This is a genomic window from Streptomyces sp. NBC_00289 (assembly GCF_041435115.1).
Taxonomy (GTDB): Bacteria; Actinomycetota; Actinomycetes; order Streptomycetales; family Streptomycetaceae; genus Streptomyces.
In genome coordinates this window covers 2582579-2604001 of the sequence record NZ_CP108046.1, presented here as the reverse complement: position 1 = coordinate 2604001, position 21423 = coordinate 2582579, and the positions used below count along the sequence as shown (strand labels likewise).

16 protein-coding genes are annotated in these 21423 nt (G+C 72.3%); 10 read left to right on the top strand and 6 right to left on the bottom strand.

Features of this window, described 5'->3' with window-relative positions; all coding sequences use genetic code 11:
- Window position 1: 1 nt before the first annotated feature.
- The 3 genes from ccrA to OG985_RS12170 all read right to left on the bottom strand — a co-directional run bounded on the left by ccrA (window position 2) and on the right by OG985_RS12170 (window position 4538).
- A complete protein-coding gene (gene ccrA, locus OG985_RS12180) occupies window positions 2-1339 on the bottom strand; it encodes a crotonyl-CoA carboxylase/reductase (protein WP_371674343.1) in 1338 nt (445 codons plus the stop codon).
- 423 nt (window positions 1340-1762) lie between these two features.
- Window positions 1763-2572 carry a TetR family transcriptional regulator gene (locus OG985_RS12175; protein WP_371668316.1) on the bottom strand — a complete coding sequence of 270 codons (810 nt, stop codon included), beginning with the start codon at window positions 2570-2572 and terminating at the stop codon, window positions 1763-1765.
- A gap of 160 nt (window positions 2573-2732) precedes the next feature.
- Window positions 2733-4538 (bottom strand): 3-hydroxyacyl-CoA dehydrogenase family protein, encoded by a 1806-nt coding sequence (locus OG985_RS12170; protein ID WP_371668315.1) that lies wholly within the window; start codon window positions 4536-4538, stop codon window positions 2733-2735.
- A gap of 366 nt (window positions 4539-4904) precedes the next feature.
- On the opposite strand from OG985_RS12170, the gene OG985_RS12165 reads away from it, so the two are divergent.
- Window positions 4905-5480, top strand: a complete 576-nt coding sequence (locus tag OG985_RS12165; protein WP_371668314.1) for an adenylosuccinate lyase — start codon at window positions 4905-4907, stop codon at window positions 5478-5480.
- 60 nt (window positions 5481-5540) lie between these two features.
- Here OG985_RS12165 and OG985_RS12160 read toward each other — a convergent pair whose 3' ends face one another.
- From OG985_RS12160 to OG985_RS12150, 3 genes are all read right to left on the bottom strand, one after another.
- Window positions 5541-6080 (bottom strand): N-acetyltransferase family protein, encoded by a 540-nt coding sequence (locus OG985_RS12160; RefSeq protein WP_371668313.1) that lies wholly within the window; start codon window positions 6078-6080, stop codon window positions 5541-5543.
- Window positions 6081-6307: 227 nt separating this feature from the next.
- Window positions 6308-7885, bottom strand: coding sequence for an alpha/beta hydrolase (locus tag OG985_RS12155; RefSeq protein ID WP_371668312.1), 1578 nt, complete (start codon window positions 7883-7885; stop codon window positions 6308-6310).
- 158 nt (window positions 7886-8043) lie between these two features.
- Window positions 8044-9081 carry an Rv2578c family radical SAM protein gene (locus tag OG985_RS12150; RefSeq protein WP_371668311.1) on the bottom strand — a complete coding sequence of 346 codons (1038 nt, stop codon included), beginning with the start codon at window positions 9079-9081 and terminating at the stop codon, window positions 8044-8046.
- A 171-nt stretch (window positions 9082-9252) separates the two neighbouring features.
- Between OG985_RS12150 and OG985_RS12145 the strand changes: the two genes are divergently transcribed.
- From OG985_RS12145 to OG985_RS12105, 9 genes are all read left to right on the top strand, one after another.
- Window positions 9253-9696, top strand: a complete 444-nt coding sequence (locus OG985_RS12145; RefSeq protein WP_371668310.1) for an SRPBCC family protein — start codon at window positions 9253-9255, stop codon at window positions 9694-9696.
- Window positions 9697-9861: 165 nt separating this feature from the next.
- Complete coding sequence (locus tag OG985_RS12140) at window positions 9862-12240, top strand: MFS transporter (protein ID WP_371668309.1); 2379 nt, start codon at window positions 9862-9864, stop codon at window positions 12238-12240.
- Between the two features lie 144 nt (window positions 12241-12384).
- Complete coding sequence (locus OG985_RS12135; protein ID WP_371668308.1) at window positions 12385-14892, top strand: SpoIIE family protein phosphatase; 2508 nt, start codon at window positions 12385-12387, stop codon at window positions 14890-14892.
- Between the two features lie 155 nt (window positions 14893-15047).
- Entirely contained in the window at window positions 15048-15773 is a 726-nt protein-coding gene (locus OG985_RS12130; RefSeq protein ID WP_371668307.1) for a class I SAM-dependent methyltransferase, read from the top strand.
- A gap of 163 nt (window positions 15774-15936) precedes the next feature.
- Complete coding sequence (locus OG985_RS12125; RefSeq protein WP_371668306.1) at window positions 15937-16770, top strand: M55 family metallopeptidase; 834 nt, start codon at window positions 15937-15939, stop codon at window positions 16768-16770.
- Window positions 16763-18067, top strand: coding sequence for a M20/M25/M40 family metallo-hydrolase (locus OG985_RS12120; protein ID WP_371668305.1), 1305 nt, complete (start codon window positions 16763-16765; stop codon window positions 18065-18067). Before OG985_RS12125 ends, OG985_RS12120 begins: the two co-directional genes overlap by 8 nt.
- 16 nt (window positions 18068-18083) lie before the next feature.
- Entirely contained in the window at window positions 18084-20036 is a 1953-nt protein-coding gene (locus OG985_RS12115) for an LpqB family beta-propeller domain-containing protein (RefSeq protein WP_371668304.1), read from the top strand.
- Complete coding sequence (locus tag OG985_RS12110) at window positions 20033-20959, top strand: LD-carboxypeptidase (protein WP_371668303.1); 927 nt, start codon at window positions 20033-20035, stop codon at window positions 20957-20959. Before OG985_RS12115 ends, OG985_RS12110 begins: the two co-directional genes overlap by 4 nt.
- 208 nt (window positions 20960-21167) lie before the next feature.
- Window positions 21168-21410: a DUF1049 domain-containing protein gene (locus OG985_RS12105; RefSeq protein ID WP_371668302.1), complete on the top strand. Its 243-nt coding sequence runs from the start codon at window positions 21168-21170 to the stop codon at window positions 21408-21410.
- Window positions 21411-21423: the final 13 nt, after the last annotated feature.

Here is a 21423-nt window from a genome sequence, read left to right as displayed (position 1 = left end):
CTCAGATGTTCCGGAAGCGGTTGATGGCGTCGACGTGCAAGGAGCGCTTCTCCTCGTCACGCACGCCCAGGCCCTCCTCGGGGGCCAGGCACAGCACGCCCACCTTGCCCTGGTGGAGGTTGCGGTGCACGTCGTAGGCGGCCTGGCCGGTGTCCTCCAGGGAGTACACCTTGGACAGCGTCGGGTGGATCTTGCCCTTCGCGACCAGCCGGTTGGCCTCCCAGGCCTCGCGGTAGTTGGCGAAGTGCGAGCCGATGATCCGCTTCAGCGACATCCACAGGTAGCGGTTGTCGTACTCGTGCATGTAGCCCGAGGTCGAGGCGCAGGTCGTGATGGTGCCGCCCTTGCGGGTGACGTAGACGCTCGCACCGAAGGTCTCCCGGCCGGGGTGCTCGAAGACGATGTCGATGTCCTCGCCGCCGGTGAATTCGCGGATGCGCTTGCCGAAGCGCTTCCACTCCTTCGGGTCCTGGGTGTGCTCGTCCTTCCAGAACTTGTAGCCCTCGGCGTTGCGGTCGATGATCGCCTCGGCGCCCATCGCGCGGCAGATGTCCGCCTTCTGCGCGCTGGAGACGACGCAGATGGGGTTGGCGCCGCCGGCCAGCGCGAACTGCGTGGCGTAGGAGCCGAGTCCGCCGCTGGCGCCCCAGATGAGGACGTTGTCGCCCTGCTTCATGCCGGCGCCGTTGCGGGAGACCAGCTGCCGGTACGCGGTGGAGTTGACCAGGCCCGGGGCGGCGGCCTCCTCCCAGCTGAGGTGGTCCGGCTTGGGCATCAGCTGGTTGGACTTGACGAGCGCGATCTCCGCGAGCCCGCCGAAGTTGGTCTCGAAGCCCCAGATGCGCTGCTCGGGGTCGAGCATGGTGTCGTTGTGGCCGTCCGAGGACTCCAGCTCGACGGACAGGCAGTGGGCGACGACCTCGTCCCCGGGCCTCCAGGCGTTCACGCCCGGCCCGGTGCGCAGGACCACGCCCGCGAGGTCGGAACCGATGATGTGGTACGGCAGGTCGTGCCGCTTGCTGAGCTCGCTGAGCCGGCCGTAGCGCTCCAGGAAGGAGAACGTCGACACCGGCTCGAAGATCGAGGTCCACACCGAGTTGTAGTTGACCGAGGAGGCCATCACGGCCACCAGGGCCTCGCCCGGACCCAGTTCGGGCAGGGCCACCTCGTCGAGGTGCAGCGACTTGCGCGGGTCCTTGTCGCGGGTCTCGAGCCCGGCGAACAGCTCCGTCTCGTCCTTGTGCACGGTGATCGCACGGTACGACTCGGGGAGCGGCAGTGCGGCGAAGTCGTCCGGAGTCGAGTCCGGCGACTGGATCGCGTCCAGGATGTCCTTCACGGTCACGGTATTGCCTCCGGCGGTGAGCGCCCTGAGGGCGGGGCGCTGAGGGTTACGTCGGTGCTGTGCTGCTGAGGGTGGGGTGGAAAGGTGCCGTCGGTTCGGCGGATGGTGTTTCGGCAGCGCTTGGTGGCGCGGGAGGTTGCCTGTGACGCAGGCGTCCGGGCGCGCAGACCGATGGTTTGCGGGGACAGCCGACGTACGAATGGTCTCTGCACGCCGGCCGCCCGGACTCCTTCAACGTATGACACTGCGTGTCACCTCGCAAGGCACTGGGTGCCAGAACTTGCTCTCAGGTGAAATCTTTACGTAACAAATGAGCGATGATCGATCGAACGGGGGGTGAAAGGTGACTGAAAAGGCCCCCTGACATGCCAAAACGGCCACCCCGTGGGGTGGCCGTCATCACAGTCGCTCAGGGGGTCAGCGGTCCCTGAGCGCCTCCTCGATGGTCCGCATGACCTGCTCCAGCGGGGCGTCGGTGCGGGCCACCGTCACCAGCACCTCGCCGTGGGTGGAGACCGTCGCGGCGGCCGGCTGCGCGCTCGTGCCGCGCCCGGCCCCGATGCCCGTGCCGAACGTCTTGCGGACGATCCCGAAGGCGTGGTCCAGCTGCGCCTCCACGTCCCCCTGGCCGCCCGCCCGCAGCCACCGCCGCAGCACGTGGTTGTGGGCGGTGACCACGGCGGACGCGGCGACCTCGGCGAGCAGCGGGTCGTCGTTGGCGTCGTCGTCGTGGGCGTGCTCGTCGAAGTGCCCGAGGAGGTAGCGGGTGAAGAGGCGCTCGTAGCGGGCGACCGACGCGATCTCCGCCTCGCGCAGAGTGGGTACCTCCCGCGTGAGCGTGTAGCGGGCGACCGAGATCTCCGGCCGGGCCGCGTACATGCGCATGACCTCCTTGATGCCACGGCACACCGTGTCGAGCGGGTGCTCGTGCGCCGGAGCCGCGTTGAGCACGGCCTCCGCCCGGATCAGGGTGTCGTCGTGGTCGGGGAAGATCGCCTCTTCCTTGGACCGGAAGTGACGGAAGAACGTACGCCGGGCCACCCCGGCCGCGGCCGCGATCTCGTCGACGGTGGTCGCCTCGTACCCCTTGGTCGCGAACAGCTCCATCGCGGCCGCCGCCAGCTCGCGGCGCATCTTCAGCCGCTGGGCGGCGGCGCGACTGCCCGCGGCGGTTTCCGGTGCGTCGGGCGTGGCGGGCGTACGTGAGGACTTGGCGGGCTGGGGCATGATCTGAACGTACTGCATGGGCGCGGGCTGACGCGCACGTCCAGGAGTTCCCCCGCCCCGGGCGGGCGGGGGAGTGCCGGGAGCCGGGAACGGGGCGGGCCTGCCCGGGTCGAGCAGCCCGCCCCAGTCCTCGTTCGCGGTGAACCGGTCGCCAGGACGCTCAGCGGCGGGCATATTCGCGGAAGCCGCGGCCCGTCTTGCGGCCGAGGCAGCCGGCGGCCACCAGGTGCTCCAGCAGCGGGGCCGGGGCCAGGCCCGGGTCGCGGAACTCGCGGTGCAGCACCTTCTCGATGGCCAGCGAGACATCGAGGCCGACGACGTCCAGCAGCTCGAAGGGGCCCATCGGGTAGCCGCCGCCCAGCTTCATCGCCGCGTCGATGTCGTCCAGGGACGCGTAGTGCTCCTGGACCATCTTGATCGCGTTGTTGAGGTACGGGAAGAGCAGGGCGTTCACGATGAAGCCGGCCCGGTCACCGCAGTCCACGGCGTGCTTCCTGATCCTGACGCAGACCTCGCGGACCGTCGCGTGCACGTCGTCGGCCGTCAGCACGGTCCGGACGACCTCGACCAGCTTCATCGCCGGTGCCGGGTTGAAGAAGTGCATGCCGATCACGTCCTGCGGACGCGAGGTGGCCCGGGCGCACGCGACGACCGGCAGCGACGAGGTCGTGGTGGCCAGCACCGCGCCCGGCTTGCAGACCTTGTCCAGCGTCGCGAACAGCTGCTGCTTGACCTCCAGGTCCTCGGCGACCGCCTCCACGGCCAGGTCGACGTCGGCGAAGGCGTCGTAGGAGCCCGCCGGAGTGATCCGCTCCAGCGTCTGGGCGGCGGCCTCGGCGGTCAGCCGGCCCTTGTCGACGGAACGCGCGAGCGACTTGCCGATCCGGGCCTTGGCGGCCTGCGCCTTCTCCTCGCTGCGGGCGGCCAGGACGACCTGGTAGCCGGCCTTCGCGAAGACCTCGGCGATACCGGACGCCATGGTGCCCGAGCCCGCGACACCGACGGCGTGGACCGGACGGCCGGCGGCCTCGGAGCCCGCGGAGACCGGTGTCAGGCCGTCCGGGACGACGGTCGCGCCGCCGGGGGTCTCGTAGGTGTAGAACCCGCGCCCCGACTTGCGGCCGGTGAGCCCGGCCTCGCTGAGCTGCTTGAGGATCGGGGCGGGGGCGTGCAGCCGGTCGTGGGACTCGGCGTACATGGCCTCCAGGACCGTGCGGGCGGTGTCCACGCCGATCAGGTCGAGCAACGCCAGCGGACCCATGGGCAGGCCGCAGCCGAGCCGCATCGCGGCGTCGATGTCCTCCCGGGAGGCGTACTTCGCCTCGTACATCGCGGCGGCCTGGTTGAGGTAGCCGAAGAGCAGGCCGTCCGCGACGAAGCCGGGACGGTCGCCGACCGCGACCGGCTCCTTGCCGAGTTCCAGAGCCAGGTCCGTGACCGCGGCGACGGCCGCGGGCGCGGTCAGCACCGACGAGACCACCTCGACCAGCTTCATCGCCGGCGCCGGATTGAAGAAGTGCAGGCCGAGAACGCGCTCCGGACGGGCCGAGTCGGCCGCCAGACGCGTGACGGACAGGGCGTTGGTGCCGGTCGCCAGGATCGTCTCGGGCCGCACGATGCCGTCGAGTTCACGGAAGATCTGGTGCTTGATCTCGTACGACTCCGGGACCACCTCGATGACCAGGTCGGCGTCGGCGGCGGCGCGCAGGTCGGTGGAGGTGGTGACCCGGGCGAGGGCGTCGGTGCGTTCCCGCTCGGTCAGCCGGCCGCGCTCCACGGCGCGGGCGGTCGCGGACTCCAGGGTGGCGAGGGCCTTCGCGGTCGCGGCCTCGCTGAGGTCGATGCCGACGACCGTGCGGCCGGCCTTCGCCAGGACCTCGGCGATGCCTGTGCCCATGGTGCCGAGGCCGACGACGGCGACGGTCGTGAGCGGGGACAGGGGGGTGTCGGACAGGGGAGTGGCCATCGCGGACTCCAGAAATGAGGGTGACGACTGGGAGCGCGCCCGGGTACGCCGTCAGGCGCACGGGTGCGAGAGGAGTGCGGGTGTTTCCGGGCTGCAGGCGCACACGCCCGGTGCCGTGGTCCTGGGCGTGCACACGCCCGGAGAACGGAGGATGCCGACCGGCCCTGTCCCGGAGCCGGGTCGTACAGCGGTACACGAGGTACCGAACCGACCAGCACTCGCAGCGGCTGCGTCACCAGGCCACTGCAAGCAGATGCGAGTGGGTAACTCGCTCGTCTGAGCTTAACTCGCCGGTAACGAGCGCGCCAGCCCCCGAGTTTGTGATGTAGCTCCCGGCCGTCGGACGGCACCCCTAATCTCGGCTTCATGGACGAAGAGTTGCGATCGCTCACGGAGCGCTTACGGCAGGAGTCGGGCGGCGGGGCCGGCTATCACCGTCTCGTGGCGACCGAGGACCCCGACGAACTCGCCGGAGTGCTCACCGAACCCGCACAGCCGCTGTGGGCCCGGGAGCTGGCCGCGTTCCGGCTCGGCCTCGCCGGTGACCGGCGCGCCTTCGAAGCCCTCGTCCTGCTTCTCAACCACCGCGACCCGCAGCGCTGCGCCTCCGCCGCGTACGCCCTGGCCCGGCTCGCGGACCCGCGCACCGCCCGCGCGGCGGCCACCCTCGCCACCAACGAACTGCGCGTCGCCTACGCCCTGCACCCGGTCCGGCTGCTGGTCCGGCTGCGCGCCCCCGAGTCCGTGCCGGCCCTGATCACCACACTCGAACGGCGCCTGCGCCCCCACGACCCCTACCGGCGCGTGGCGCTCGCCTGCGTGGAGGGCCTCGGGACGCTGGGCGACGCGCGGGCCGAACCCGTCCTCGACAAGGCGCTCGCCCACCCCGCGCTCGCGGAGGCGGCGGTCCGGGCCCTGGCCCGCATCCCCCGCCGGCGCTGAGCCGGGACCTCCCGTAGGGGCCATGCCGGGTTCAGGGGGTCCGGCACCGACATCCAGCTTCTAGTGGGAGGACGGCGTCAGCGTGCGGACGTACCGCACCTCGGGCACCGGGACGCCGTCCACCTCGTACGGCTCCTCGGCGCCGTCGGCCCGGAAGCCGGCCCGTTCGTAGAAGCGCCGGGCGCGGGTGTTGCCCTCCAGGACCCAGAGGAACATGCGGTCGTGCCCGGCGGCGGTGCGCTGCCGCACGGACTCCTGGAGCAGGGCGTGTCCGACACCGGCGCCGTAGTGGCCGGGGTCGACGTAGATCGCGTACAACTCGGCGTCGTCGGTGCGCAGTTCCTCGTCCCGGTACGGCCCGTGGCAGGCCCAGCCGACGAGTTCGCCGCCCCGCTCGGCGACGATGTTCAGCACGCTGCCGTCGCCGCGCGTGAACCGGGCGCGATGCCGCTCGGCGTCCGCCGTCACGCTGAGCGCGTCGAGGTGGGGCTGCGGCATCAGCCCCCGGTACGCGCTCTGCCAGCCGCGGACGCGGATCTCCGCCACGCGGTCGCAGTCGGGCAGGGTCATCGCGCGGATGTGGAGAGGCTCGTCGTCCATGGCGGCACCCTAGAACCCGCCGGGGTCGGCGGGCCTCCGGTTTACGGCTGGTGCGGTCGGTGCGGTCGGTGCGGTCGGTGCGGGACTGTCAGGGCCCGCACGGCCACAGGGGCCGCCCTGAACCGTCAGGGCCCGCACGGCCACGGGGGCCGCCCCGAACAGTCCGGGCCCGCACGGCCACGAGGGTCGTGCGGGCCCTGACTGTTCAGCCGCGGAAGCCTGACGGTTCAGCCGCGGAAGCCGAGCAGTCCGTGCAGCGTCGAGCCGCGCGCCGAGGTGGGCGCGGCTTTCGTGCTCAGCGGCTTGGGGTCGGCCAGTTTCCGGCACACCGCGTCAGCCTCGCCGTGACCGCGCGGCACCGTGCCGTCGGTCAGGTACGCGGTCAGGTACGTGTCCAGGCAGGCGTTCCCGCTCAGTGTGATGCCGTGGTTCCCGCCGCCCTGCTCGACCACCAGGCTGGAACGGGCGAGCATCCGGTGGACCGTCGCGCCGCCCTCGTACGGGGTCGCCGCGTCGTTCGTCGCCTGGAAGAGCAGCGTCGGCGGCAGCTTGCCGTTGGCGATGTTCACCGGCTTCTTGGACTCTGTCGGCCAGAACGCGCACGGCGCGTTGTACCAGGCGTTGTTCCAGGCCATGAACGGCGCCTTCTCGTACACCGCCCAGTTGTCCTTGCGCCACTGGTCCCAGTCGCGCGGCCAGGAGGCGTCACGGCACTGCACCGAGGTGTAGACGCTGTAGCCGTTGTCCCCGGAGGCGTCGACGGCGGCGAAGTTCTCGTACGCCTCGACCAACGGGTCATCGTTCTTGTCGTTCACGTAGGCCGCGAACGCCTCGGCGAGGTAGGGCCAGTAGCCGTTGTAGTAGCCGCCCGGGATGAAGGTGTCCTCCAGTTCGGAGGCGCCGACCTTGCCGTCCGCGGGCTTCTTGGCGAGCGCGGCCCGCATGGCGTACCACTTGGCCTCGATCTTCTCCGGATCGGTGCCGAGCTTGTACGTCGTGTGGTACTTCGCGATCCACGCCATGAGCGCACGGTGGCGGTCGTTGAAGGCGTAGTCCTGGGAGATGTTGTCGTCGTACCACACGCCCGTGGGGTCGACGATCGAGTCCAGCACCAGGCGGCGCACCCGCTCGGGGTAGAGCTTGGCGTAGACGGCTCCGAGATACGTGCCGTACGAGTAACCGAAGTAGTTGATCTTCTTCGCGCCCAGGGCGCCGCGGATCGAGTCCATGTCCCGCACGGCGGCGACCGTGTTGATGTACGGCAGCACGCTCGCGTACTTCCTGCCGCAGGCGCCGGCGAAGGACTTGGCGCGCTTGAGGTTGGCCTTCTCGATCGCGTGTGTACCGGGGACGGAGTCGGGGCGGACCGGGTTGAAGTAGCCCGGCTCGCAGTTCAGGGCGGGCTTGCTCGCGCCCACCCCGCGCGGGTCGAAGCCGATGACGTCGTACTGGGCCGCGACGGCCTTGGGCAGGGCGGAGGCGACGAATCCGGCGAGTGTCAGACCGCTGCCACCGGGGCCGCCGGGGTTGACCAGCAGCGGGCCCTGGTACTTCTTCGCGGTGTGCGGAACACGGGACAGCGCCAGGGTGATCTGCCGCCCGTGCGGGTTCGCGTGGTCGAGCGGCACCTTGAGGGACGCGCACTGGAGCGTCGGGTAGTCGGTGGTGCCGCATTTCTTCCAGGTGAGCTTCGCGGCCCGAGCGAGGTCCGCGGGCGGTGAGGCGCTCGCGTCGGCGGGGACGGCCGTGATGGTTCCGGCCACGACGACTGCGGCACCGCACAGCACGGCTGCGCGTTTTCTCATGAGGTCCTCCCAGGACGGAGGTGTTCGGACCGCACGTGCCGCGGTCCCCGCCGCATAGTCCCGGAAAGCACACCCGGAGGAACGCGTTCCGCCGATTCTTGACCCAATTGGGCCGTGGGATGCGCTCGGATGCTCCGAGATCCCGGTGTGGGATCGACTCAGATCAGCGTGAGTTGGGTGGGCCCGGACACCGGCTGCCCGGCGGGCTCGGGCTCCCTGATCCGACGCGGCATCCCCGCGCGCGCGGGACCGATGCCGTACTCCTGTGCCAGGTCGTGGACCTGACGGGTGATCCGACGCTGGTACCACTTCGGGGCGTAGGAGCCGCCGGCGTACAGCCGCTCGTAGCGGCGTACCAGGTGCGGGTGGTGGTGGGTCAGCCAGGCCATGAACCACTCGCGGGCGCCCGGGCGCAGATGCAGCACCAGCGGGGTGACGGAGCCGGCTCCGGACGCCGCGATCGCCCGCACGGTGGCGCGCAGTTGGGCCGGCTGGTCGCTCAGGAACGGGATCACCGGTGCCATCAGGACGCCGCAGTCGATGCCGTGCTCGCCCAGGGTCCGCACCACGTCGAGGCGGCGTTCGGGCGAGGGCGTGCCCGGCTCGACCGTGCGCCACAGCTCGGGGTCGGTGAAGCCGACCGAGACGGAGATGCCGATGTCCGTCACCTCGGCCGCCCGGGTGAGCAGGTCGAGGTCGCGCAGGATCAGCGTGCCCTTGGTCAGGATGGAGAAGGGGTTGGCGCGGTCGCGCAGGGCGCCCAGGATGCCCGGCATCAGCCGGTACCGGCCCTCCGCCCGCTGGTAGCAGTCGACGTTGGTGCCCATCGCGATGTGCTCGCCCTGCCAGCGGGGTGAGGCGAGCTGGCGGCGCAGCAGCTCCGGCGCGTTCACCTTGACGACGATCTGGGAGTCGAAGCCGAGACCCGTGTCGAGGTCCAGGTAGCTGTGCGTCTTGCGGGCGAAGCAGTAGACGCACGCGTGTGAACAACCGCGGTAGGGGTTGACCGTCCACTCGAAGGGCATTCGCGAGGCCCCCGGCACCCGGTTGAGGATCGAGCGGGCCCGGATCTCGTGGAACGTGATCCCGCGGAACTCGGGCGTGTCGAAGGTACGGGTGGTCACCGCGTCCGCGCCGAACAGCGCGGTGTCGGCCGGACTGCCGGCGGACTCCACTGTGAGGTTCTCCCAGCGCATGAGGCCTCCTCGGGTAGCACTGGCCACAGAATAGAACACATGTTCCCTTGATCGTGCGACCGCGTATTCCGATCGCCTCGCGACCGCTTACGTCACCCCGATTTGGGCGGCCGGGGACCGGGGTGGTTGGCTTGCCCCCGCCCCCGAGAATTCAGGTCCTGGAGGAAGTCAATGGCGCAGGTCGAGGCCGGTACGGAGCGGGTCGTCGCGGCGGACGCGGAGAAGGTGTTCGACGCCCTCGCCGACTACAGCGGGACGCGCGCGAAGCTGCTGCCCGAGCACTTCAGCGAGTACGAGGTGCGCGAGGGCGGCGACGGCGAGGGCACCCTCGTCCACTGGAAGCTCCAGGCCACCAGCAAGCGCGTGCGGGACTGCCTCCTGGAGGTGAGCGAACCCACCGACGGCGAACTCGTCGAGACGGACCGCAACTCCTCGATGGTCACCACCTGGCGCGTCACCCCGGCCGGTGAGGGCGCGTCCCGTGTCGTCGTGACCAGCGTGTGGAACGGCGCCGGCGGCATCGGCGGCTTCTTCGAGCGGACCTTCGCGCCCAAGGGCCTCGGCCGGATCTACGACGAGGTGCTCGGCAAGCTCGCCGCCGAGGTCGAGAAGTAGCGGCAACGGGCGATCCCTCGCCGGGCGTTGGCCACCTCGCCGCTCGCCTCACCGTTTCGAGTGCATCTCCCCGCTGTCCGGCAGGACGCCGTAACTCGTCGCGCTTGTTCGTAGTTGTCGCTCAATGCGGGAATTGTCTGACAGGTGCGACGAGGGGAGCAGTACGTGCGCGGGACGACTCTGGTGCAGGACGAACCGGTAGCGGCGCCTCCCGATCCCGCCCCGGCATCCGCCCCGGCCGTCGTCCTCGGGCCCCGCCGGGTGAAACTGGTCTTCCTCGCGCTGGTGCTGGCGCTGCTGCTCGCCGCCCTGGAGCAGATGATCGTCGCCACCGCGCTCCCGAAGATCGTCGGTGAGCTGCACGGCCTGGACCGGATGTCCTGGGCGATCACCGCCTACCTCCTCACCGCCACCGTCGGACTGCCCGTCTACGGCAAGCTCGGGGACCTCCTCGGCCGCAAGGGCGTCTTCCAGTTCGCGATCGTCGTCTTCGTCGTCGGCTCCGCGCTCGCCGGGCGTGCGCGCACCATGGACCAGCTGATCGCCTTCCGCGCGGTCCAGGGCGTCGGCGCGGGCGGCCTGATGATCGGCGTGCAGGCGATCCTGGCGGACATCGTGCCGCCCCGGCAGCGCGGCCGCTACATGGGCCTGATCGGCGCCGCCTTCGGGCTCGCCTCCGTCGCGGGCCCCCTGCTCGGCGGCTACTTCACCGACCACCTCAGCTGGAGGTGGTGCTTCTACGTCAACGTGCCCTTCGGCCTCCTCACCCTGGCCCTCGTCACCGTCGTACTGAAACTGCCGAAACCCGCCGTCAGGGCGCGGCTCGACCTCCTCGGCGTCCTGCTGCTCACCGCGGCCTCCACCTGCCTGGTCCTGCTGACCAGTTGGGGCGGCAGCGAGTACGCCTGGAACTCGCACGTCGTCCTCGGCCTCGGTGCGGGCGCCGCGGCCGCCACCGTCCTCTTCCTCCTCGCCGAGCGCTTCGCCGCCGAACCCCTCATCCCGCTCCGGCTGTTCCGGGACTCCGTCTTCAACGTCACCGGTCTGGTGGGCCTGGTGATCGGCGTCGCCCTGTTCGGCGCCGCCAGCTACCTGCCGACCTTCCTGCAGATGGTCGACGGAGCCACGGCCACCGAGTCGGGCCTGCTCATGCTGCCGATGATGGGTGGCATCGTCGGCGCCTCGATCATCGCCGGACAGCTCATCAGCCACACCGGCCGCTACAAGATCTACCCCGTCCTCGGCAGCGCCCTCGCCGCCGTCGGCATGTGGCTGCTGTCCCGGCTCGATGTCGACACGCCCCGGCTGCAGTACAGCGTCTGGATGGCCGTCCTCGGCGCCGGCATCGGCATGGTGATGCCGGTCCTCGTCCTCGCCGTGCAGAACTCCGTGCGCCCCGCCGACCTCGGCACCGCCACCAGCGCCAACAACTACTTCCGGCAGATCGGCGGCAGCGTCGGCGCCGCGGTCTTCGGCACGCTCTTCGCCGACCGGCTCGCCGACGCCCTGGCCCAGCGTGTCCCCGCGGGTGCCGGGCTGCCCGCCCCCGAGTCCATCACCCCGCAGCTGGTCCACACGCTGCCCCCGGCGCTGCGCGACGGCTACATCCGCGCCTACGCCGACGCGATGCCCCGGATCTTCCTCTACCTCGTACCGGTGCTCGTCCTCGGCCTGCTGATCGCCTTCTTCCTCAAGGAGAAACCCCTGGTGTCCCACGCCCCGGCCGAGACGACACTCGCCGCGGCCCCGAACGCCCCGGTGCCGCAGGCCCGTTCGCCGCACGCCACCGGAACCGCGGTCCGCGGAACGGTGCGGCACCCCGACGGGACCGTCGTGCCGCGTGCCGCACTCACGCTGATCGACAACGCCGGACACCAGATCGGGCGGGGCGCGAGCGGCGAGGACGGACGGTACGCGCTGTCCACGCCCGGGTCGGGGTCGTACGTGCTGATCGCCGCGGCGGGCGGCCACCAGCCGCAGGCGGTCTCCGTGACGGTCGGCGAGCGGCCCGTGGAGCTTGACGTCGTGCTCGGCGGCGCCGGGCGCCTCGCCGGGAGCGTGCTGACCGCCGACGGCACGCCGGTGCGGGACGCCGTGGTCACCCTCACCGACGTGCACGGCGAGGTCGTGGCCGGCGCGCGCAGCGGGCGCGAGGGCGGCTACGTCCTCACGGAGCTGGTGGCCGGCGAGTACACCCTCGCCGCGGGCGCGCCCGCGTTCCGCCCGGCCGCCCTGCCCGTCACCGTCCAGGCCGCCCGGGAGACCCGCCAGGACATCGAACTCGCCGGCGGAGCGGTGCTGCGCGGCACCGTTCGGGCCGGTGGCGGACGGCCCGCCGAGGATGCGCGCGTGACCCTGCTGGACGCGGCGGGCAACGTCGTCGACACGCTCACCACCGGGGCGGACGGCCTGTTCCGGTTCGTCGACCTGGCCTCCGGTGAGTACACCGTCATCACCTCGGGTTACCCGCCGGTCGCCACCGTGCTCCAGGTGGCCGGAGGCGGACGGACGGAACGCGACCTGCAGCTCGGGCACGAGGACTGAGCGGCGGCCGATGCGCGGGCCCGTGCGCCGGTGCACGCCCGTGCGGGCAATTCCAGTATTGCCGCACATCCCTTCCGACGGGGGCCGTACGGTGGTGACGGCGGCACAGATCTTGCCGAGCCGTGGGGAGAGAGAGCCTTGGCCATGGAACGTGGCACCGAAAGGGACGCGCCTCCCCGCCCCGGAGCGGAAACCGGTGAGACGGCGGAAGCCACCGCGGCCGGCCGCATCCCGCTCGCCGTGGTCGTGGTGGACCGTGACGGCCTCGTCTCCCACTGGAGCAGCGGCGCGCGCCGCCTGTTCGGCGCCGGCAAGGACGAGGCGATCGGCCGGTCGGCCGTCGACCTCCTGCCGGTCTCCGGTGTGCTCCCCGACCCGGACGGCATCGGTCCCTACGGCGCCTACGCGGCCTACGACAACCTCGGGCCCGATCTCGAGTCGTCCCTCGACGGCAGGCTGGCCTACCCGGCCGCCGGTCGCGCCCGCCTCGGTGGGCCCGAGCGCGGGCGGCACGAGGAGGTCCCCGCGCCCGGCGGGGCGGCCAGGGTCGACGTGCTGTGGTGGGCGTACCCGCTGGTGGGACCGGGGCGGGAGCGGCTGCTGGTGCTGGCCGCCGACGCGGACGGACTGCACCCCGCGGACCCCGACGAGGACGCCCAGGACCTCGCCTTCGAGCGGATCGCGCCCGGCTTCGCCCTGCACACCGACTTCCCCGGCGCCGACGACCTGGCCCGGCGGCTTCCCGAGATCCTGCCCAGCATGAGCGTCGACGAGAGCGCCCGTATCGTCGGACAGGTCCTCGAACTGGGCTACCCGGTACTGGAGTTCAGCCAGAACGACCGGGTGCCCGTCACGCCCGACTGGGGCGTGCCCCGGCGCGCGGAACGCCGGGCTCGCCGGGAGCGTGCCGCCCGCGCCCTCGCCCAGGGGCTGCCCCTGCCGCAGGACCTCCGTGACGAGGGCGAGGACCTCGAATACGCCGCCGTGCGCGAGCGTCTGGAGTTCCTGACCGAGGTCAGCGGCCGCATCGGCACCTCGCTCGACCTGGCCACGACCATCGTCGAGGTCAGCAAGGCGGTCGTGCCGCGCTTCACCGACGTCGCGGGCACCTATCTGCGCGAGCAGGTCGTCGCGGGCGAGGGATTCCCCGAGGGAGTGCCCGACACGACCACCATGTGGCACCGGGTGGCCCTCGAGCACACCGACGAACCCGGCCGCTGGGACGACGTCGTGCCGGTCGGCGAGGCCATGCCGTTCCCGGCGCACACACCGTTCTTCCAGTGCATGACCACCGGTGAACCCGTCCTCGTGCCGCGCATCAGCGAGCAGATGGGGCACGCCATCGCCTCGCAGTTCGAGAAGCGGGACATCCGGCCCCTCATCACCGGCCGCTCGATGCTGGTCGTTCCGCTCAAGGCACGCAACGTCGTCCTCGGGTTCATGATCCTGCTGCGGCACCCCGAGCGCGTCGAGTTCAACGACATGGACCGGGTCACCGGTGGCGAACTCGCCGCCCGCGCGGGCCTCGTGCTCGACAACGCGCGCATGTACACCTACCAGGAGAGCGTCGCCGAGACCCTCCAGGACAGCATGCTGCCGCACATCCCGCCGCGCATGGCGGGCTGCGACATCGCCACCCGCTATCTGCCCGGCACCCTCCTCGGCCGGGTCGGCGGCGACTGGTTCGACTCCGTCAAGCTGCCCGGCGCCCGCACCGCGCTGGTCGTCGGCGACGTGATGGGTCACGGCCTCAACTCGGCCGCCATGATGGGCCAGTTGCGTACGGCCGTCCAGACCATGGCCGCTCTCGACCTCCCGCCCGCCCAGTTGCTGCGCAACCTCGACGACCTCGCCCAGCGACTCGGCGACACCTACCTCGCCACCTGCCTGTACGTGGTCTACGACCCGATCGCGAGCGAGTTGGAGATCGCCAACGCCGGCCACATCCCGCCGGTCCTGGTCCGCGCCGGCGACGGCCGCAGCGAACTGCTCGAACTGCCCACGGGCGCGCCCATCGGCGTCGGCGGGGTGCCCTTCGAGTCGCTGCGCGTGCGGGTGGCGCCCGGCGACCGGCTGGTGATGTGCACCGACGGCCTGGTGGAGGTGCGCGGCGAGGACATCGGCGTGGGCCTGGCGACGCTCTGCGAGTCCGCGGCTCATCCCGCCGCGTCCATGGACGACGCCTGCGACACCATCATCCGGGCCCTGAACACCCGCGGCGGCCGCAAGGACGACGTGGCCCTGCTGATGACCCGCCTCACCGGCATCGAACCCGACGACGTGGCCGAGTGGCGGCTGACCCTCGACCCGGCCGAGGCCTGCCGGGCCCGCGCGGTGGTGCGCGAACAGCTCCACGCGTGGGGACTGGCCGGGCTGGCCGACAACGCCGAGCTGATGGTCGGCGAGCTCGTCGCCAACGCCGTACGGCACTCCCACAGCAGCCCCCTCGATCTGCGCCTGGTGCGTGGGGACACGCTGCTGTGCGAGGTGGACGACGACGACCACGACCTGCCGACCCTGCTGAGCGCCGGCCCCGACGACGAGTCCGGGCGCGGTCTGCGGGTGGTCAGCACGCTGTCCCGGGAATGGGGGGCCAGCCGTACGAAGGCCGGCAAGACCGTCTGGTTCGAACTGACCCTGCCGCGGCGCTGACGGACGCGAGGGGCGCGAGGGGCGTACGACCGCGTGTCCGGGGTCGAACGAGGGGTGAAGGTGTGCGCCGCGCGCTTGTAGGCGGTCGCCGGGCGCGATAGACCGTACTGGCCCGTCACACGCGGCGGGCGGCGGTCGCGACCTGGGGAGTGCGCATGAGCGTGACGAGTCGGTACCGGGATGCCTGGGAGGGCTTCTGGCGCGAGGCTCCCGACGGGCAGGGCGCCGTGTTCTGGGACGCGGAGCCGGCCCTGACCGCGGGCATCCACCTCGCCCTCTTCGAACCGCACCTGACGGATCCGGGCCTGCCGCTGGTGGACGTCGGCTGCGGCAACGGCACTCAGACGCGCTTCCTCGCGGACCGCTTCCCGCGCGTCATCGGCGCCGACCTGTCCGCCGCCGCCCTCGACCACGCCCGGCAGGCCGACCGGGCGGGGCAGGCCGGCTACCGGCTGCTGGACGCGGCCGAGAAGGGGGAGGCGCACACGCTGCACGCCGAGCTCGGCGACGCCAACGTCTATGTGCGGGGCGTGCTGCACCAGGCCGACCCCGAGGACCGGCAGCCGCTGGTGGACGGCCTGGCCGCGCTGGCCGGTGACCGCGGCCGCGTCTTCCTCGTCGAGCTGTCCGAGGCCGCGAAGCCCGTCCTGATGGGCCTGGCGCAAGGTCCCGCCGGCCCGCCGCCCAAACTCGCGCCCGTCTTCCGGCACGGCATAGCCCCCGGCGAGGTGGCCGACGAGGCCGTCCCCGGCTATCTGCGCGCGGCCGGACTCACCGTCCTGGCGAGCGGCGAACTGCCCCTGACCACCACGGAGTACGGGCCCGACGGCACCCGCGTCGAACTGCCCTCGAAGTGGCTGGTGGCGGGGCGCACGGAGTGACGGTCCCGGCCCGGTGAAGGTGAGGGAGGGAGCCGTCCCGCCCGGGCCCGTACACCGGGGCCCGCGGCGCCGGCCGGCCCCCGGCCGGGTGCGCGGGCCGACCGGAACCGGCCGCTCGGGAATTCTTGGCCGGGTCCCGCCGCGACGCGTAACGTGACGCACCATGAAGATCCTCATCAGCGCCGACATGGAGGGCGCCACGGGCGTGACCTGGCCGGCCGACGTGCTGCCGGGCACGCCGCAGTGGGAGCGGTGCCGGTCGATGTTCACCTCCGACGTCAACGCCGCCGTGCTCGGATTCTTCGACGGCGGCGCCGACGAGGTGCTCGTCAACGAGGCGCACTGGAGCATGCGCAACCTGCTCCTGGAGCGGCTCGACGACCGGACCGAGATGCTCACCGGCCGGCACAAGTCCCTCTCCATGGTGGAGGGCGTGCAGCACGGCGACGTCGACGGCATCGCGTTCGTCGGCTACCACGCGGGCGCCGGCATGGAGGGCGTCCTCGCCCACACCTACCTCGCCAACTCGATCACCGGGGTGTGGCTGAACGACGTACGGGCCAGCGAGGGTCTGCTCAACGCGCACGTGGTCGCGGAGTACGGCGTGCCCGTCGTCCTCGTCACCGGCGACGACGTGGCCTGCGAGGACGCCCTCGGCTACGCGCCCGAGGCGCTGAAGGTCGCCGTCAAGGACCATGTGTCGCGGTACGCGGCCGTGTGCCGTACGCCGGCCAGGACCGCCGCCGACATCCGGGCCGCGGCCGAGCGGGCGGCCGAGCTGGCGGTCCGCCGCGAGCCGGTGGCCGGCGGCCCGTACACCGTGGCGCTGGAGTTCGACGCCGAGCACCTCGCGATGGCCGCCACGGTCGTACCGGGCGTCGGCCGCGTGGGCGAGCGCAGGGTGGCGTACACCAGCGACACCATGTACGAGGGGATCCGTACCTTCAAGGCGGTCACCACGATCGTCTCGGCCGCAGTGGAGGAGCAGTATGGCTGACCGGCAGGCCCTGGACGAGGTCGTGAACTTCACCTCCGACCTCATCCGCATCGACACGACGAACCGGGGCGGCGGCGACTGCCAGGAACGTCCGGCCGCCGAGTACGCCGCCGCGCTGCTGGCCGAGACCGGTCTGGAGCCCACGCTCCTGGAGCGGACCAGGGGCCGGACGAACGTCGTCGCCCGCATCGAGGGCACCGACCCGTCGGCGGACGCGCTGCTCGTCCACGGTCACCTGGACGTGGTGCCCGCCGAGGCCGCGGACTGGAGCGTGCACCCCTTCTCGGGGGAGATCCGGGACGGGGTCGTCTGGGGCCGGGGCGCGGTCGACATGAAGAACATGGACGCGATGATCCTCGCGGTCGTGCGGGCCTGGGCGCGGGAGGGTGTACGGCCCCGCCGGGACCTGGTGATCGCCTTCACGGCCGACGAGGAGGCCAGCGCCGAGGACGGCTCCGGGTTCCTCGCCGACCGGCACCCCGGGCTCTTCGAGGGGTGCACCGAGGGCGTCAGCGAGTCCGGGGCGTTCACCTTCCACGACGGCGGCGGCCGGCAGCTCTACCCCATCGCGGCGGGCGAGCGCGGCACCGGCTGGCTGAAGCTGACCGCCCGCGGGCGGGCCGGGCACGGCTCCAAGGTGAACCGCGAGAACGCGGTGACCCGCCTCGCCGCCGCGATCACCCGGATCGGCGAGCACGAGTGGCCGCTGCGGCTGACCCCGACCGTGCGCGCCGCCCTCACCGAACTCGCCGCGCTGTACGGCATCGAGCCCGACCTGGGTGACGTGGACGCGCTCCTGGAGAAGCTCGGCCCGGCGGCCAAGCTCGTCGAGGCCACCGTCCGCAACAGCGCCAACCCGACCATGCTGGACGCCGGTTACAAGATCAACGTGATTCCGGGGGAGGCCGTCGCCCACGTCGACGGGCGCTACCTCGCCGGCGGCGAGGACGAGTTCCGCGCGACCCTGGACCGGCTCACCGGACCGGACGTGAGCTGGGAGTTCGAGCACCGCGAGGTGGCCCTCCAGGCCCCGGTGGACTCGACGACGTACGCTCGGATGCGGGCCGCCGTCGAGGAGTTCGCCCCCGAGGGACATGTGGTGCCGTACTGCATGTCCGGCGGCACGGACGCCAAGCAGTTCTCGCGCCTCGGCATCACGGGCTACGGCTTCGCACCGCTGAAGCTTCCGGAGGGCCTCGACTACCAGGCCCTCTTCCACGGCGTCGACGAGCGCGTCCCGGTCGAGGCGCTCCACTTCGGCGTCCGCGTACTCGACCGCTTCCTGCGGACGGCCTAGGCGAATGGGGGACGACATGCGGACGCTGGCCTACGGCTCCTGGCCCTCACCCGTGGACGCGGCGCTCGCCGCCGCGCACGACGGGCACCCCGAGTACGTGGGGATCGTCGGCGACGAGACCTGGTGGACCGAGCCGCGCCCCACCGAGGGCGGCCGGCGCACCCTCGTCCGCCGGCACGCCGACGGCACCGAGGAGTCGGTGCTGCCGGCCCCGTGGAACGTGCGCAGCCGCGTCATCGAGTACGGCGGACAGCCCTGGGCGGGGGTGACGCACGAGGGTGAACCGCTCGTGGTGTTCGTGCACTTCGCCGATCAGCGGCTGTACCGGTACCGGCCGGGCGGCGACCCGCTTCCGCTCACCCCGCTGTCCCCGGTGGGCGGCGGACTGCGCTGGGCGCAGCCGCAGCTGCGTCTCACCGACGGCGAGGTGTGGTGCGTCCTCGAGGAGTTCACCGGCGACGGGCCCTCCGACGTGCGCCGCGTCCTGGCCGCGGTGCCGCTGGACGGCGCGGCGGCCCGGGACCGCGGCGCGGTGCGTGAACTCACCGCTGCCCGGCACCGCTTCGTCACCGGCCCGCGGCTGTCGCCCGACGGGCGGCGCGCGGCCTGGCTCGGCTGGGACCACCCGCGGATGCCGTGGGACGGCACGGAACTCCTCGTCGCCGATGTCACCGGCGACGGCACCCTGAGCGAGCCCCGGACGGTGGCCGGCGGCCCCGACGAGTCGATCGCCCAGGCCGACTGGGCGTCCGACGGCTCCCTCCTGTACGCGAGCGACCGCACCGGCTGGTGGAACCTCTACCGCGACGGCGAGCCGCTGTGCCCGCGCGAGGAGGAGTTCGGCGGTCCCCTCTGGAAGCTCGGCCACCGCTGGTTCGCCCCGCTGGACAACGGGCTCGTCGCCGTCGTGCACGGCCGGGGCGCCACCACCCTCGGGGTGCTCGACCCGGAGACCGGCGAGCTCGTCGACGTGGCCGGGCCCTGGACCGAGTTCGCGCCCACGCTCGCGGCGCACGGCGGGAGGGTCGTCGCCGTCGGGGCGAGTCCGCGCAGCGCGTACGAGGTGGTCGAACTGGACACCAGGACCGGCCGGGCCCGGGTGATCGGCGCCGCGCACGACGACGCCGTGGACCCCGCCCACTACCCCGAGCCGCTGATCCGCACCTTCACCGGACCCGACGGACGCGAGGTGCACGCGCACGTCTACCCGCCGCACCACCCCGGCTGCACGGCGCCCGGCGGCGAACTGCCGCCGTACGTGGTGTGGGCGCACGGCGGCCCCACCGGGCGCTCACCGCTCGTCCTCGACCTGGAGATCGCCTACTTCACCTCGCGTGGCATCGGCGTCGCCGAGGTCAACTACGGAGGCTCCACGGGATACGGCCGGGAGTACCGCAACCGGCTGCGCGAACAGTGGGGTGTCGTCGACGTCGAGGACTGCGCGGCCGTCGCGCTGGCCCTCGCCGACGAGGGCACCGCGGACCGCGACCGGCTCGCGGTGCGCGGCGGCAGCGCGGGCGGCTGGACCGCGGCCGCGTCGCTCGTCACGACCGACGTCTACGCCTGCGGCACGATCAGCTACCCGATCCTCGACCTGGCCGGCTGGGCCACCGGGGAGACCCACGACTTCGAGTCGCGGTACCTGGAGACCCTGGTCGGACCGTACGCCGAGGTGCCCGGCCGGTACGCGGAGCGCTCGCCGACCGAACACGCCGACCGCGTCACCGCCCCCTTCCTGCTGCTGCAGGGCCTCGACGACGTGATCTGCCCGCCCGCGCAGAGCGAACGCTTCCTGGCCCGGATGGCGGCCAGAGGGGTGCCGCACACCTACCTCGCCTTCGAGGGCGAGGGTCACGGTTTCCGGCGGGCGGACACGATGATCCGCGCCCTGGAGGCCGAACTCGCCCTGTACGCACACGTCTTCGGGCTGCACCCGCACGGTGTCCCGGCATGGGAGCCCTCCGCATGAGGCAACTGCTGCGGCCGCCCCGGCTCGCCCCCGGCGCCCGCGTGGCCGTCGTCGCGACCAGCGGGCCCGTGCCCGAGGAACGGCTCCAGGCCGGACTCGACGTACTGCGGGGCTGGGACCTCGACCCGGTCGTGGGCTCCCATGTGCTCGACCGGCACGGCGCGTTGGGCTACCTGGCGGGCTCGGACGCCGACCGGGCCGCGGACCTGCAGCGTGCGTGGTGCGACCCGTCCGTGGACGCCGTGCTGTGCGCGCGCGGCGGCTACGGGATCCAGCGGATGGTGGACCTGCTCGACTGGGAGGCGATGCGGGCGGCCGGGCCGAAGGTGCTGGCCGGCTTCAGCGACATCACGGTGCTCCAGCAGGCGTTCGCCACCCGGCTGGGGCTGGTCACGCTGTACGGCCCCGCGGCGGCGGGCGCGGACTTCATCAAGAGCGCACGGGCCCAGGACCAGCTGCGGGCCACGCTCTTCGCGCCGGAGTCGGTGCGCACCCTCACCGCCTCGGGCGGCGGAGCCCTGGTGCCCGGCCGGGCCCGCGGGGTCACGCTCGGCGGCTGCCTCAGCCTGCTCGCCTCCGACCTCGGCACGCCGCACGCCCTGCCCGGCGCCCGGGGCGGGCTGCTCCTGCTCGAGGACATCGGCGAACCGGCGTACCGCGTCGACCGCATGCTGACCCAGCTCCTGCGCGCCGGCTGGCTGGACGGCGTCGCGGGCGTCGCACTGGGGTCGTGGGCCGGGTGCGGTCCGTACGAAGGGGTGCGCGCGGTCCTCGCCGACCGGCTCGGCGGCCTGGGCGTACCCGTGGTCGAGGAGTTCGGATTCGGGCACTGCGACGACGCGTCGACGATCCCGCTCGGCATGACCGCGGAACTCGACGCGGACGCGGGCACGTTGACGTTCGACGAACCGGCACTTCGCTGAGCGGCGAGCACCGTACGGACACGGCCGCCGGGCGGTGTGCCGCCCCTCGGGTCCCCGTCAGGAGACCTGCCGTGCGTCCCGCGGCGCGGCCACCCGGCAGGCGGAGCCGGTGGGCGGAGCGCGGCCGGGTCACTCGTACGGCTCATGCCCCGCTCCACGAGCCGGTGCTCACCGCGCGGGACGGGCCAGGGCGGACCATGCTGGATGTATGAGCCCGAAGACCTCCGAAAGCAGGAGCCGGACCGGTGACAAACGGCGGAGGATGACGCCCGCCAGGATCGCCGTGCTGCTGCTCGGCGTCCTCGCCCTGATCTTCATCTTCGAGAACACCCGCGACACCAGGATCAGGCTGCTGGTTCCCGAGGTGACGATGCCGTTGTGGACGGCCCTACTCGCCACCGGCCTCATCGGAGCGCTGTGCGGGGCGTACTTCATGGGACGGCGCAGGTGAACGCTCCGCCGCG